Annotated in this window: 14 protein-coding genes; 13 read left to right on the top strand and 1 reads right to left on the bottom strand. The window is 42.2% G+C overall.

Annotated features, from left to right (window positions below; all coding sequences use genetic code 11):
• Position 1 precedes the first annotated feature (1 nt).
• From hemH to EKC99_RS08125, 9 genes are all read left to right on the top strand, one after another.
• Positions 2-949 carry a ferrochelatase gene (hemH, locus tag EKC99_RS08165; RefSeq protein ID WP_163151377.1) on the top strand — a complete coding sequence of 316 codons (948 nt, stop codon included), beginning with the start codon at positions 2-4 and terminating at the stop codon, positions 947-949.
• The gene (gene hemY / locus EKC99_RS08160; protein ID WP_019417049.1) at positions 946-2,364 is read left to right on the top strand and encodes a protoporphyrinogen oxidase; all 1,419 of its coding nucleotides are present in this window, start codon (positions 946-948) and stop codon (positions 2,362-2,364) included. Before hemH ends, hemY begins: the two co-directional genes overlap by 4 nt.
• A 100-nt stretch (positions 2,365-2,464) precedes the next feature.
• Positions 2,465-3,037: a TetR/AcrR family transcriptional regulator gene (locus EKC99_RS08155; RefSeq protein ID WP_163151375.1), complete on the top strand. Its 573-nt coding sequence runs from the start codon at positions 2,465-2,467 to the stop codon at positions 3,035-3,037.
• A gap of 77 nt (positions 3,038-3,114) precedes the next feature.
• Entirely contained in the window at positions 3,115-5,403 is a 2,289-nt protein-coding gene (locus EKC99_RS08150; RefSeq protein ID WP_240468831.1) for a YhgE/Pip domain-containing protein, read from the top strand.
• A gap of 137 nt (positions 5,404-5,540) precedes the next feature.
• On the top strand, positions 5,541-6,560 hold the full coding sequence (locus EKC99_RS08145) for a LacI family DNA-binding transcriptional regulator (RefSeq protein WP_163151370.1): 1,020 nt from the start codon (positions 5,541-5,543) through the stop codon (positions 6,558-6,560).
• 36 nt (positions 6,561-6,596) lie between these two features.
• Entirely contained in the window at positions 6,597-7,904 is a 1,308-nt protein-coding gene (locus EKC99_RS08140; RefSeq protein ID WP_021095301.1) for an ABC transporter substrate-binding protein, read from the top strand.
• A 69-nt stretch (positions 7,905-7,973) separates the two neighbouring features.
• Entirely contained in the window at positions 7,974-9,269 is a 1,296-nt protein-coding gene (locus EKC99_RS08135; protein ID WP_021095300.1) for an ABC transporter permease subunit, read from the top strand.
• A gap of 11 nt (positions 9,270-9,280) precedes the next feature.
• Positions 9,281-10,108, top strand: a complete 828-nt coding sequence (locus tag EKC99_RS08130; protein WP_021095299.1) for a carbohydrate ABC transporter permease — start codon at positions 9,281-9,283, stop codon at positions 10,106-10,108.
• An 18-nt stretch (positions 10,109-10,126) separates the two neighbouring features.
• On the top strand, positions 10,127-11,836 hold the full coding sequence (locus tag EKC99_RS08125; protein ID WP_009361985.1) for a glycoside hydrolase family 13 protein: 1,710 nt from the start codon (positions 10,127-10,129) through the stop codon (positions 11,834-11,836).
• A gap of 28 nt (positions 11,837-11,864) precedes the next feature.
• Here the strand turns inward: EKC99_RS08125 and yhfH are convergent, their stop codons facing one another.
• Positions 11,865-11,996 carry a protein YhfH gene (gene yhfH, locus EKC99_RS08120; RefSeq protein ID WP_009361984.1) on the bottom strand — a complete coding sequence of 44 codons (132 nt, stop codon included), beginning with the start codon at positions 11,994-11,996 and terminating at the stop codon, positions 11,865-11,867.
• 154 nt (positions 11,997-12,150) lie between these two features.
• Here yhfH and EKC99_RS08115 point away from each other — a divergent pair, with 154 nt between their 5' ends.
• The 4 genes from EKC99_RS08115 to EKC99_RS08100 all read left to right on the top strand — a co-directional run bounded on the left by EKC99_RS08115 (position 12,151) and on the right by EKC99_RS08100 (position 15,243).
• The gene (locus EKC99_RS08115; protein ID WP_163151368.1) at positions 12,151-12,885 is read left to right on the top strand and encodes an MBL fold metallo-hydrolase; all 735 of its coding nucleotides are present in this window, start codon (positions 12,151-12,153) and stop codon (positions 12,883-12,885) included.
• Positions 12,886-13,074: 189 nt separating this feature from the next.
• Positions 13,075-13,278, top strand: a complete 204-nt coding sequence (locus EKC99_RS08110; RefSeq protein ID WP_009361982.1) for a hypothetical protein — start codon at positions 13,075-13,077, stop codon at positions 13,276-13,278.
• Positions 13,265-13,567 (top strand): DUF4212 domain-containing protein, encoded by a 303-nt coding sequence (locus tag EKC99_RS08105; RefSeq protein ID WP_163151366.1) that lies wholly within the window; start codon positions 13,265-13,267, stop codon positions 13,565-13,567. The genes EKC99_RS08110 and EKC99_RS08105 overlap by 14 nt, the downstream gene beginning before the upstream one ends.
• A 26-nt stretch (positions 13,568-13,593) precedes the next feature.
• A complete protein-coding gene (locus EKC99_RS08100) occupies positions 13,594-15,243 on the top strand; it encodes a sodium:solute symporter family protein (RefSeq protein ID WP_163151365.1) in 1,650 nt (549 codons plus the stop codon).
• Positions 15,244-15,272 lie beyond the last annotated feature (29 nt).

Below are 15,272 nucleotides of genomic sequence, written 5' to 3'. Positions count from 1 at the left end.
GATGTCAAAAAAAGTCATGGGACTGCTTGTCATGGCGTATGGTACGCCATACAAAGAGGAGGATTTAGAGCGATATTATACACATATTCGTCACGGTCGCAAACCGTCGGAAGAAATGTTGGCCGATCTTCGTGAGCGATATGAAGCGATCGGGGGGATTTCTCCGCTTGCGGCCATTACGAAGGAACAGGCGGAAAAGCTTGCTGAACGGCTAAATGAAGTGCAAGATGACGTTGAATTTCGCGTATACTTAGGGTTGAAGCATATTGAACCGTTCGTTGAAGATGCCGTTCGGCAAATGTATGAAGACGGCATAACAGAAGCGGTTTCGATCGTATTAGCCCCACATTTTTCAACATTTAGCGTCAAATCGTACAACGGGCGAGCGAAAGAAGAAGCGGCTCGTTTAGGTGGACCGACATTGACGTGTGTGGAAAGTTGGTATACTGAGCCAAAATTTATTCAATATTGGGCAGATCGAGTAAAAGAAACGTATGCAACGATGTCTGAGCAAGAACGAAACAAAGCTGTATTAATTGTGTCAGCGCATAGCTTGCCTGAAAAAATTATTGCTATGGGAGATCCGTATCCGAAACAGCTACAAGAAACAGCAGATTTGATTGCGAAAGAAGCAGGTGTTTCCGAGTATGTGATCGGATGGCAAAGTGCAGGGAATACGCCAGAGCCGTGGTTAGGCCCTGATGTGCAAGATTTAACACGACAATTATACGAAGAAAAGAAATACGAGGCGTTTGTATATGTTCCAGCGGGGTTTGTCGCAGATCATTTAGAAGTATTATACGATAACGACATTGAATGTAAGCAAGTAACGGACGAATTAGGGGTAAGTTACTATCGTCCACCGATGCCAAATGCGCATCCACAGTTTATTGACGCCCTTGCAACCGTTGTTTTAAACCATTTACGTAAAGAAGGCGAGTCATTATGAAAAAGAAAGTCGTCATTATTGGCGGTGGAATGACGGGATTGACAGCTGCGTATTACTTGCAAAAAGAAGCGCGAGAAAATCAGCTGCCGATTTCGTGTGAATTAATTGAAGCGAGCCATCGACTTGGAGGAAAAGTGCAAACGGTGTATCGCGACGGGTTTGTTATTGAACGCGGTCCAGACTCTTTTTTAGCACGAAAAATGAGCGCTTCACGTCTTATTCACGAAGTCGGGCTTGAAAAAGAACTTGTGCATAACACGGCCGGTCAATCGTACATTTTAGTGAATCGAACGCTACATCCGATTCCGGGCGGAGCGGTGATGGGGATCCCGACAAAGCTTGCCCCGTTTGTCGTGACGCGTCTTTTTTCTCCGTTTGGCAAGCTTCGTGCCGCTGCTGACTTTGTTTTGCCGCCGTTGAAAACAGAAGGAGATGTATCGCTCGGTCAGTTTTTCCGTCGTCGTCTCGGCAATGAAGTTGTCGATCGGTTAATCGAGCCTTTACTATCGGGCATTTATGCGGGGGATATCGATCAGTTAAGCTTAATGGCGACATTCCCTCAATATTTCCATTTAGAGCAAAAGCACGGAAGTCTTGTGCTAGGGATGAAACGATCGATGCCAAAGCAAAAAACGAAACAAAAAAGCGACAAAGGCATTTTCCAAACGTTAAAAACAGGGTTGTCATCGCTCGTTGATGCCATAGAGCAAAAGCTCGAAAAAGGAACCGTGCATAAAGGGGTACGTGTTGAGCTCATTGAAAAGATAGATGACCGATATGTGTTAACGTTAAGCAACGGAGAGAAAAAAGAAGCGGATAGCGTCATCGTTGCGGTTCCACATCAATCGTTAACATCGCTTTTTCCGAACGAACCGATGTTTTCTTCTTTTGAAACGATGCCATCTACATCTGTCGCAACGGTCGCATTAGCCTTTCCGAAAGAGGCGGTAGCAAAAGATATGAACGGAACAGGATTTGTCGTTTCACGAGATAGCGACTATACGATTACGGCATGTACGTGGACGCATAAAAAATGGCCGCATACGACACCAGAAGGCTACGTGTTGTTGCGTTGTTATGTCGGGCGCCCTGGAGATGAAGCGATCGTTGAACAAACAGATGATGATATTGTCCAAGTGGTGATGGACGATTTAAATAAAGTGATGAACATAACGATGAAACCGATGTTTTCGATCGTAACGCGTTGGAAACAATCGATGCCGCAATATACTGTCGGTCATCGCGAGCGAATCGAGCGCGTCAAACAAAATATGCAACAACATCTTCCGGGCATCTTTTTAGCGGGAAGTTCATATGAAGGTCTCGGACTTCCGGATTGTATTGATCAAGGGGAAGAAGCGGTAAAAAAAGTGTTGCACTATTTATGTTACACGAAGGAAAAGGTGTCTTCTTAAAATAAGGCACCTTTTTTGTTGCAACTGTATGTTGTTTATGTTACGATATAAAACGAAATGACCAAAATGTTCATTTAGTCAAAACAAAGGATGAACGCCTATGTCGGAAAAAAGAAAACAAATTATTGAAGCGGCAGCGAAGTCGTTTTCGCTTTTTGGATATAAAGCGACGACGATGGACCAAGTAGCGAAAATGGCGAACGTTGGAAAAGGAACGATTTATACGTTTTTTAAAAGCAAAGAAGAGCTGCTTGAAGAGATCGTTTCTTCCATCATTTCTGAAATTAAGTGTGAGGCGGATGCAGCGATTGATCCACGCTTATCGTTTAACGAAAACGTACAACGTGCTTTGCAGCGTATTTTTACGTTTCGCAAAGAGCACGAACTGACGATAAAGCTTTTACAAGAAGTTCGTGATATTGGCACGCCAGCTGTGCGAGACGTCATGAAGCGACTTGATCGTGAAATGATCGCATACATTCGCGAAAAAATTGAAGAGGCGATGGCAAAAGGGGAAATTCGTTCGTGCGATGTGGAATTAACGGCGTTTTTAATGTTTAAAATGTATATCGCTTTAAACGTCGAATGGGAAAAAGAGCATGAGCCATTGTCCCGACAAAAAATTGCCGAGCTGTTTGATTTATATTTGTTAAAAGGATTATCTCCGAGATGATCCTTCTCTTTTTTGTAAGAAATGACTAAATGAACAAATTGGTCAATGTTTTAAAAAGGGGGTTGAGCAAATTGTTGATGAAAGAAATAAAAGCGGTCACGTCCAATCGGAAAGTGCTCATTCCGATTATCGCTGTGTTGTTTATTCCGCTTTTATATAGCGGCATGTTTTTATGGGCGTTTTGGGATCCGTACGATCATTTAGATGATTTACCTGTCGCTGTTGTAAACAAAGACAAAGGAGCAACGTTTGAAGGAAAAGAGCTCCATATTGGTGACGATCTTGTCGATAAGTTAAAAGAAAAGAAGCAGTTTAATTGGCATTTTGTAAATGAACAAGAAGGGGAAAAAGGGTTAAAAGAACAACGATATTATATGCTCATTGAAATTCCTGAACATTTTTCACAACATGCTACGACGTTACAAGATGATCACCCGAAAAAACTGCAACTCATTTACAAGCCAAATGAAGGATTTAACTTTTTATCTGCCCAAATTGGCGCAACGGCAGTTGAAAAAATAAAAACGGAAGTAGCAAAAACATTAACTGAAACGTACGCAGAAAACATGTTAGAGAGCGTAAAAACGTTGGCAGATGGGTTAACAAAAGCGAGCGACGGGGCAGAAAAGTTGCATGATGGACTCGTTGATGCAAAAGAAGGAACGGATAAACTATATGATGGCATGAACAAAGCGCAAGATGGCTCGAACGAATTGTATCGCCATTTAGCGACACTTGCGGAAAAATCAATCGCATTTACCGACGGATTGCATCAAGCGGCTGACGGTTCAATGCAAGTGCAAACAGGCGTCCAAACGCTTCATGACGGAATGAAGCGCATGATGGATGGGCAAGGACAGTTGGTTGCTGGAGCGCAGCAAGCAAAAGAAGGGACAGAAACACTTGCTTCAGGAGCGAATCGTGTTCTTGAAGGAATGAAAACACTCGATGAACGCATGCCGCAACTGTTGCAAGGTTCGGAGCAATTGAGCGGGGGAGCAGAAAAGCTAGCGACATCGCTTGCCGAGTGGCAACAAGGAGCTACGCAAGTACAAACAGGTGCCGCGCAAGTGACAAGCGGATTAGAGCAGTTAGCTGTCCAACTTGATGCCCTTATCGCGCAAACGTCAGATCCAGCGCAAAAAGCGGTATATGAGCAATTAAAACAAAATATTGTGCAACTATCATTAGGAAACAAACAAGTGGAAAACGGAATGGCCCAGTTAAACGACGGTGCCAAAGCGTTGCAAACAGGGGCAACATCGTTAAGTTATGGGGCGAAGCAGTTACATGAAGGACATATCGCTCTCGATCGCGGCGTAAACGAGTTGCTTGCCGGACAACAACAGTTGGCAAATGGTGCAAATGCGTTAGCGAACGGACAAGAAAAGCTTGTTTTAGGCATGAATACGTTGTATGAAAAAATGAAAGAAGCGGAGCAAGGAACAGCAAAGCTTGCTTATGGCGGCAAAACGCTCGCCTCTGGATTGCAAGTTCTTGCGGACGGTGCTGATCAACTTCAAAATGGTGCACATCGATTGGCAGATGGTTCGCAACAATTGGCAAGCGGAATGAATGAATTAACGAGCGGAACAGGGAAATTGCAAGATGGCATGAATCAATTGGCAGATGGCTCGAAAGAACTAGCAAATAAACTAAAAGAAGGTGCCGAAAAAGCAAGCGATGTGAAGGCAAATGAAGATGTATACAACATGTTTGCTGAACCGGTGAAAGTAAAAAATGAAAAAATGAATGAAGTGCCAAACTACGGAACAGGGTTTACGCCATATTTCTTATCGTTAGGATTGTTTGTTGGGGCTCTTTTACTTTCAATCGTCTTTCCACTTCGCGAGCCAGCCGAAGTGCCACGTTCGCCATTTAGCTGGTTTTTTGCGAAATTTGGTGTACTCATGATCGTCGGTGTTTTGCAAGCACTTCTTGCCGATAGCGTATTGCTTCTCGGGCTCGATTTGCATGTAAAAAGCGTTCCTTTATTTATCATCTTTAGCATTGTGACAAGCATTTCCTTTTTATCTGTTATTCAATTTCTCGTTACCGTTTTTGGGGATCCTGGGCGATTTATCGGTATTGTTGTATTAATTTTACAATTAACAACAAGTGCTGGAACGTTCCCGCTTGAGTTAATTCCACGCTCATTGCAACTATTTAACGCATGGCTTCCAATGACATATTCCGTTTTCGGATTAAAAGCGGTCATTTCAAGCGGAGATTTCTCATTTATGTGGGAAAATGTCGGTAAATTGCTTATGTTTATCGTTGTCATGATGGCTGGAACAATGACGTATTTTACTATTCAACATCGTCGACAATTTACAACGATCGTTGAACAAGCTTCTGAGGCGTAAGACGCTTCAGAAGCTTTTTTGTAATGAAAAAAATTTTTAAAAAATTAACTTGCATATACAAGATGATGTGAGTATAATATGAATATGAAAACGATTTCATTCGTTTCTTTTCGATTGAAATAAGGGGGAATGGGAGGATGGCGACGATTGAAGATGTCGCCAAGCTAACGGGGCTTTCACGGACGACCATTTCGCGCGTCATAAACAATCACCCGTACGTGTCAGAAGAGAAACGAAAGCTCGTGCTTGAAGCGATGGAGAAGCTAGGATATGTGCCTAATTCTTCGGCGAGAAGTTTGCGGAATCAAAAAACGAGCATTTTAGCATTATTTATTCCGCGTATTACAAATCCGTTTTTTAGCGAACTTGTCGAAGCGACCGAAATAGCAGCAGCGGAACATGGCTATCAGCTTATTATTTGTCAAACGCGCTATTCGCCGGAAAAAGAATTAAACTATATGAATTTATTAAAGACAAAGCAAGTAGATGGAGTCATTTTAGCTTCTATCCAAAATGAGTGGAAACAGCTGAAGCCTTTTTTACAGTATGGGCCGATCGTTCTTTGCAACGAGTTTGATGATTGTGCAAACGTTCCAACCGTTCGGCTCGATCAAGTGTACGGGGGATACATAGCGACGAAACATTTGCTTGAACAAGGTCATACGAAAATCGCGTATTGTTCTGGTGGCTATCGAAGCAATGTAGCCAAATCGCGTGAAATTGGTTTTAAAAAAGCGTTAGCGGAATATAAGCTTACATTTGATGAACGATACGCTTTTCGCGATGCGTTTCACATTGCTGACGGGAAGCGCGTATTTCGACAAATGATGGCGCTTTCCAATCGGCCGACTGCCGTATTTACCGGAAGCGATGAAGTAGCGGCTGGCATTATATCAGAAGCATTGGCGTGCGGCTATCGCATCCCTAAAGATTTAGCGGTCGTCGGTTTTGATAATCAAGCGATTACAGAGCTAACGAATCCGACAATTACGACGGTGCATCAACCTGTGAAACAAATGGCGCAAAAAGCAGTCGATATTATCGTAGAAAAAATTCAGACGAAAAAATATGACACGCAAGAAATTTACGAATTTCCACTTCAACTGATTGTTCGCGCATCGACAGTTGGTAGCGAGCTTCACCAAAGTGAAGCTTGACATACATTTCATTTTAAAAATAAGGGGGATTTTTTCATGAAGAAAGCAACGAAATTTTCTTCTGCATTGTTAGCGCTTACGCTCGGTTTGACAGCTTGCTCTGGCGGTCAAGACACAGACAAGAAGGAAACAACGGATAAAAAAGACGATGCAAAAAAATCTGAAGAAGTTGTAAAAATCGTGTATGCTCGCGGGAAAGATGCGACAAAAGCGACAGAAGAAATCGTAAAAGCGTTTGAAGCAAAATATCCAAACATTGACGTCGAATTTCGTGAAATGCCTTCCGACACAGGAGCACAGCACGATGCGTACGTTACGATGTTAAACGCGAAATCATCGGAAATTGACGTCATGGACTTAGACGTTATTTGGCCAGCGGAGTTTGCGCAAGCTGGATATGTTCTTCCACTCGATCGTTTCATCGAAAAAGACGGCATTGATTTAAGTGCATACAACCAAGGTGCACTTGCAGCTGGAAACTTTGACGGAAAACAATGGGCGATGCCAAAATTTATTGACACAGGACTATTATTTTATCGTAAAGACATTGTACCAGAAGATAAAGTGCCAAAAACATGGGATGAATTGTTAGCAGCTGCTCGCGAGTTTAAAGGACAAGGCGGCACACAATTCGGATACTTAATGCAAGCGAAACAATACGAAGGATTAGTATGTAACGCGATTGAATTTATTGCGGCATACGGTGGAAAAATCGTCGATGAAAACAACAACGTTGTCGTCAACAGCCCTGAAACAATTAAAGGGTTAAAGAAAATGGTTGAAATTGCAACGTCTGACGTTGTGCCAAGCAACATTACAACATTTACAGAACCAGAATCTCATACAGCGTTTATTGAAGGTCAATCGCCATTTATTCGCAACTGGCCATACCAATACGCATTAGCAAACGATCCAGAGCAATCAAAAATCGTTGATAAAGTTGGCGTTGCGCCACTACCTGCTGGTGATAAAGGTTCAGCTGCTGCATTAGGTGGATGGATGACAGCGATTAACGCATATTCAAAAAATAAAGAAGCAGCTTGGGAATTTGTGAAGTTTATGACTGGTCCAGAAGGTCAAAAAATTTCTGCGATTTACGGCGGTTTAGCGCCAACGCTTCCAGAACTATTTAAAGACGAAGAAGTGTTAAAAGCGAACCCATTCTTTGCAGAAGAAGGATTTGTTAACGGATTAAATGCAGCGGTACCGCGTCCAGTTGTACCAAACTATCCAGAAGTATCTGAAATTATTCAAATTAACGTATCAAAAGCAATTGCAGGACAAATTACAGTAGAAGAAGCTGTTGCGAATATGGAAAAAGAAATTAAAGCAGTGATGCAGTAGTTACACGTTAGCCTTCAGCCTCATATGAGCGCTGAAGGCTAAATCCTTTGCATAAAGGGGGAACAACGAGTGAAAAACGAAAAAAAATCGGAGCGCCGTTTAGCGTATATTCTTGTCGCTCCATCGCTTTTGCTTATTTTAGCTGTCGCCATTTGGCCGGTTATTCAGTCGTTTTATTTCAGCTTATTTGACTATCGTCTGAACAACCCAGCGAAATCTTCTCTCCATCTTGATTACAGTTTAAACTTAGAACGATATTTAGAAAGTTATCCGTTTTTAATGAGCGCATTAAAACAAGAAATAACGCAAGCGACGGGTGATGAAAAAGAGCAGTTAACATCAATACAACAAAAACTGCAAAAAGTAGATGAAGAAATTCGGGCGGATGAAGAAGTAGCGAAACGATATGAGCAAATAGATGAAATTTTAAACAATTTTGAAGTGCCAAGCGAAGACATAAAAATCGTTTCTATTGATGAACAAGCGGCACAACATTTAACAAAAACGATTAACGAAACGAAACAAACGTTAAAAACGTTAAACGAAAACGGACAATTGAAGCAAGGGGACAAATTGACAGGGCTTGCAAACGGGCTAAGCGGAGCGGTCATTGAACCGAACTTTGTCGGTCTCGCTCATTATAAAAACTATTTAAGCGATGCTCGTTTATGGAAAGCGCTTTGGAATACAACGGTATTTACCGTCATTTCTGTTTCGATTGAATTAGTGCTCGGTTTAGCGATTGCGTTGCTTATTAATAAAGCGTTTTTCGGCCGCGGACTTGTCCGGGCAACGATTTTAATTCCGTGGGCGATTCCGACAGCGGTGTCTGCATTAATGTGGAAGTTTTTATATGACGGACAAAATGGGATTGTCGCAAAATATTTTGCGGATATCGGCATCATCAATAATATGAGTGAACTATTAACGACAGGTGCGGGAGCGATGTTTGCCGTCATTTTTTCTGACGTATGGAAAACAACACCGTACATGGCATTATTGCTGCTTGCCGGATTGCAAACGATTCCGAGCTCCTTATACGAAGCAGCATCGATTGACGGAGCGACAAAGTGGCAACAGTTTGTCAAAATTACGTTACCGCTTTTGAAATCAAGCATTCTCGTTGCGCTTTTGTTCCGTACGCTTGATGCGTTCCGTGTATTTGACTTAATTTTCGTATTAACAGGTGGCGGACCAGCGAACTCGACAGAAACGATTTCGATTTTAGCGTATAAAGTGATGTTCTCGCAAACAAACTTCGGTGGCGGTTCAGCGTTAGCGGTGATCGTGTTCATTTGCGTAGCGATCATTTCGACGATTTACATTAAATTTTTAGGTGCTGACCTCATTTCTGATCGAAAATAGGAGGTGCAACGATGCAAAAGAAAGCCGGTCCATTGTTTTATGTGTTTTTATTTGTTTTCGTTTTTTTAGTCATGTTTCCATTTTTATGGATTTTATTAAGTTCGATTAAGCCGTTAAGCGAATTGTTTGGTGAAGAAGCGTTTAACTGGTTTACGAGCCATCCGACGTTAAAAAGTTACGTCTCTGTTTTCGTCAATTATCCGTTTGTAAAATATTTATGGAACAGCACAGTCATTGCGACGATTACGACTGTATACACCGTCTTTGTCGCTGCGTTTGCCGCGTATGCGATTGCGCGCCTAGATTTTAAAGGGAAGTCGATCATTTTAGGTATCGTGTTATCGGTATCGATGTTCCCGCAAATTGCGACCATTTCGCCGATTTACATGTTTGTGAAAAAGTTTGAGTTGACGAATAGTTATTTAGGATTAATTATTCCGTACACGACGTTTGCGTTGCCGCTTTCCATTTGGCTATTAGTGACGTTTTTCCGTAAAATTCCGTTTGATTTAGAAGAAGCAGCGAAAATGGACGGGGCAACACCGCTACAAACGTATTTTAAAGTGATTTTGCCGCTCGCTGTACCAGGCATTTTTACAACGTCGATTCTCGTTTTTATTGCGGCGTGGAATGAATTTTTATTTGCGTTAACGATTAACACAGCAGAAGACTATAAAACGGTGCCAGTCGGTATCGCGATGTTTCAAGGGCAATATACAATTCCTTGGGGCGAAATTTCAGCAGCGACAGTTATTGTAACGATTCCGCTCGTCATTATGGTATTATTATTCCAACGTCGTATTGTTTCAGGTTTAACGTCTGGTTCAGTGAAAGAATAATGGAGAGGGGAAAAGGAAATGGAATCGATTCCAAAAACGAAACAATGGTGGAAAGAAGCGGTCGTGTATCAAATTTATCCGCGCAGTTTTAAAGATTCAAACGGGGATGGGATCGGTGATTTGCGCGGGATTATTGAAAAGCTAGATTATTTACAAGAGCTCGGTGTCGATGTCGTTTGGTTGTCACCTGTTTATCAGTCGCCAAACGATGATAACGGCTATGACATTAGCGACTATCAAGACATTATGGACGAATTTGGGACGCTATCTGATTGGGACGAACTGCTTCGTGAAATGCATGCGCGTGGCATGAAGTTAGTGATGGATTTAGTTGTGAACCATACGTCTGATGAACATCATTGGTTTATTGAATCGCGCAAGTCAAAAGATAATCCGTACCGCGACTATTACATTTGGCGTCCGGGGAAAGACGGAAAAGAACCGAACAATTGGCAATCATTTTTCAGCGGTTCGGCATGGCAATACGATGAGGCGACAGGGGAATATTATTTACATTTATTTTCGAAAAAACAGCCGGATTTAAACTGGGAAAACGAAAAGGTGCGCGAAGAAATTTTTAATATGATGACATGGTGGCTAGATCGCGGCATTGACGGATTTCGCATGGACGTCATTAACTTGTTGTCAAAAGTCGAAGGTTTACCAGATGCGCCGGTGACGAATCCGAATGACCGTTATCAATGGGGCGGACAATATTTTGTTAACGGACCGAAGTTAATGGACTATTTGCGTGAAATGAAAGAAAAAGTGTTAAGTAAATACGACATTATGACGGTCGGAGAAACGCCGATGGTGACGACGGAAGATGCGATTCAATTTACAAATGAGCAAGACGGTGTCATGAATATGTTATTTCAATTTGAGCATATGGACGTCGATTCGAAGCCGGGAAGTCATCTTGGGAAGTGGGATATTCAACCCTGGAAACTGACAGATTTGAAAAAAATTATGAGCAAGTGGCAAGTGGAGTTGCACGGAAAAGGATGGAATTCGCTTTATTTAGAGAATCATGATCAACCACGTTCCGTATCTCGTTTTGGCGATGATAAAACGTATCGGGTCGAAAGTGCAAAAATGTTGGCGACATGGCTACATATGATGCAAGGGACGCCATACATTTATCAAGGACAAGAAATTGGCATGACAAATGTTGCGTTTCCGTCCATTGAATATTATCGCGACGTTGAAACAATAAATTTATGGAACGATGTCGTTGTGAACAAAGGATACGACCCAGATCAAATATTAAAAGCGATTCATTATCGTGGTCGTGACAATGCACGTACGCCGATGCAATGGGATGCCACAGAACATGCTGGATTTACGACAGGCACGCCGTGGATTCATGTCAATCCGAATTATCGCGACATTAACGTTGAACAAGCGTTAAAAGATGAGAACTCGGTATTCCATTATTACAAAAAGCTGATTCGTCTTCGAAAAGAACATCCGATTATCGTGTACGGATCATACGAGTTATTGCTTGAAGACGATGAACAAATTTACGCATATTTGCGCAAGTTCAACGATGAACAGCTGCTCGTGGTAACAAACTTTAGTAGCGACCAGCCGACATTTACATTGCCATCACACGTGACGTTTACGGAAAAACAGCTGCTCATTAGCAACTATGCAGTTGACGAAAATGAACCGATTGAAACAATTGTGCTAAAACCGTATGAAGCACGTGTATATAAGTTAAAGTAAAAAGCAGCCACGCTGGCTGCTTTTTACTTTAGCAAGAAACGTTTAAGCAATGAACGCAAACATTGCCATAACATTCATGTTGCTCTTCCATTTCTTTCCCGCATTCGCAACATGTTTTCGGAGGTAACTTTTTATAAAATTCAGACATTTTTTCTAGCATAGTTCCCCATCCCCTTCGTTTTTGTTAATCTCATTGTATTATAACAGATACACATTTGTCAATAGTTGTTTTATAACATTTGTATATGTGAAATGGAGACGAAAATTTGGTATTGTGTAGGTGTACACAATTTCAATAGGAAGGGTGAATACATATGAAAGTGACAGTGATCGGTTATTGGGGAGCATTTCCGAAAAAAAATGAAGCGACATCGTGTTATTTGTTCGAACATGATGGGTTTCGTCTGTTAGTCGACTGCGGAAGCGGAGCGTTAGCGCAGCTGCAAAACGTCCTTGACATTGAACAAATTGATGCGGTCATCGTATCGCATTATCATCACGATCACGTGGCAGATATCGGCCCGCTTCAATATGCCCGACTGATTAAGAAAAATTTAGGCGTCGATTTGCCGGAGTTGCCGATTTATGGCCATTCGCTCGATCGAGATGGATTTGCACGCCTCGCTCATAAAGGGGTGACAAAAGCGGTGGCGTACGATCCGAATGAGACGCTTCATATCGGTCCGTTTACGATTTCGTTTATGGAAACGGAACATCCAGCCATTTGTTATGCGATGCGAATCACCGCAGGAGAAAAAACGGTCGTGTACACAGCCGATTCAAGTTATTTATCGCAGTTCGTTCCTTTTTCTAAACAGGCGAATTTACTCATTTGCGAATGCAATTTTTACGCAGGGCAACCCGCAAAACAAGCTGGACATATGACGAGTGAAGAAGCGGCAACGATCGCTCGCGATGCAGGCGTTGAAACGTTGCTGCTTACGCACTTACCTCATTTCGGCAACGTCGAACAACTTGTCGCCGAAGCAAAAATGATTTTCCATGGCGATGTGCAATTAGCGAAAACAAGATGGACATGGGAAGGGTAGCGAATCGCTGCCCTTTTGTTATAATACAGAATAAAAATTTTGAAAATTTTTTGAACAGATGCTTGACGATCCATTGAAAAGTAGAGATAATATGGTTGTGTTAGAATTTTCTTAAAATTTAGTAACACATACTAGGAGGTGGGGGCTAAAAGAAAATGATAACGCTTACAAGATAAAGGGGGTATTTGTTTGGTTGCGTTTTACCTCATCTTAGCGATTACAGTCGTAAGTTTATACGTTGCTTTTCGCAAGCAAAAGCCTTTCTTTTTACTCATTCCATTCTTGTCAGTCTTCGCTTACTTTTTATTTGAAGTCATAACGTTCCCGGCACCATTTTTAGAAACGGTCAAATTTATTTTTAACTTGGGGGTGTGTTTGTTTGAAACAAATTGATAAAAAAGTGGCGGATTCATATTTCCGTGAGCGTGTGCGATTAATTGTTATTTTCTTGATTATTTGGTTTATTGTTTCATTTGGCATCGTCATGTTTGCGGAGTCGTTTAAAAATATGACGTTCAACGGCTTCCCGTTCCATTATTTTATGGGGGCGCAAGGGGCGATTGTAACGTTTATCGTGTTGTTGTTTATTAACGCAAAAGTAAGCGACAACATTGATAAAAAGTACGGCATTAGCGAAGAGAAAAACGAACAATTAAGCGCAGGCAAAGTGCTTGATCATTAAGAGAACAAAGGGGAAGGGGGAGCAATATGGATACACAATTTCTCGTGTCTTTATCCATTATTATTGCATCATTTGCGTTATATATCGGGATTGCAATTTACAATAAGGCGAAAGAAACGTCTGATTTCTACGTAGCAGGTCGCGGCATTTCTCCGTTTTCAAACGGAATGGCGATCGCAGCGGACTGGATGAGCGCAGCATCCTTTATCGGTATGGCCGGTACGATTATGTTGTTAGGATACGACGGCCTTGCATATATTATGGGCTGGACGGGTGGTTATTTGTTGCTTACGTTTTTACTCGCTCCACAGCTTCGCAAATATGGTCGCTATACGGTGCCAGAGTTTATCGGCGATCGTTATGAAAGTCATACGGCTCGCATGATTGCTGCTCTTTGTACAATTATTATTTCGTTCGTTTATTCAATCGGGCAGCTTTCTGGTTCGGGCGTTGTTATCGGGCGTTTGCTTGAAGTGGACGCAAAAGTCGGTACGATGATTGGTGTTGTATTAATTGCGTTTTATGCTGCGTTTGGCGGAATGAAAGGAATTACATGGACGCAAGTAGCGCAATACGTCATTTTAATTATCGCTTACTTAATTCCGGTCGTTTTCATGTCGCTTCAGTTGACAGGAAACCCAATTCCTTGGCTTTCTTACGGAAAAATTGTTGGCGAGTTTCAACAGCTTGATCAACAGTTAGGCATTTCGCAATATACGGATCCGTTTTTAAAAGGTAGCAAATGGCAGTTTCTTGCACTTATGTTTACGTTAATGGCTGGAACGGCAGGACTTCCGCATGTCATCGTTCGCTTTTATACGGTATCAACGATGAAAGCGGCACGTTGGTCGGGAGCATGGGCGCTTTTATTTATCGGGTTGCTTTATTTATCAGCGCCTGCGTATGCTGCATTTTCACGCTTCATCCTCATTAAAAATGTCGTCGGTCAAAAAATTACTGAATTGCCAGCTTGGACAGAAAAGTGGATTAACACAGGAAAATTACAAATTGCGGATGCAAATGGCGACGGTATTTTACAATGGCAAGAGATGGTCATTAGCAACGACATCGTCGTAATGGCGACGCCAGAAATTGCAAATCTCGGTATGTTCGTTATCGGTTTAGTCGCGGCTGGAGCGATGGCGGCAGCGTTATCGACAGCAGGTGGTTTAATGATTGCTATTTCGTCATCGTTTGCGCATGACATTTACTATCGTATTTTACGTCCGAACGCATCAGAGCAAAATCGTTTGCTTGTTGCGCGCATTTCGATCGTTGCTGCAACATTGTTAGCTGGTTTAGTCGCATTAAATCCACCGGGTGTAATTACGCAAATTGTTGCGTGGGCGTTTGCGATTGCGGCAAGTACGTTCTTCCCAGCGCTTGTGCTTGGGGTATGGTGGAAACGCTCAAATGCGGCTGGTGCCATTGCAGGTATGCTTGTCGGGTTAGTCGTTTCGTTAGGCTACATTTTAGCAGCGAAATATGGTGGCTTTTCAGTTGCAGGAATTGTTGATACAGGGGCAGGAATTTTTGGAGCAGTCGCCGCGATTGCAGCGAACGTCGTCGTTTCATTGATGACGAAAGAGCCTTCGCAATCTGTGCAAGAAGAAGTATATGACCTCCGTTATCCAGAACAAATGACATACAAAGACGGTCAAGTGTGGATGAGATAATGTAAAAGGCATCTGTGTATACAGATGCC

Origin of the sequence: Anoxybacillus sp. MB8 (assembly GCF_011006755.1) — a bacterium.
GTDB classification, from domain to species: Bacteria; Bacillota; Bacilli; order Bacillales; family Anoxybacillaceae; genus Anoxybacillus; species Anoxybacillus gonensis.
This window is presented reverse-complemented; position numbering and strand designations above follow the sequence as displayed.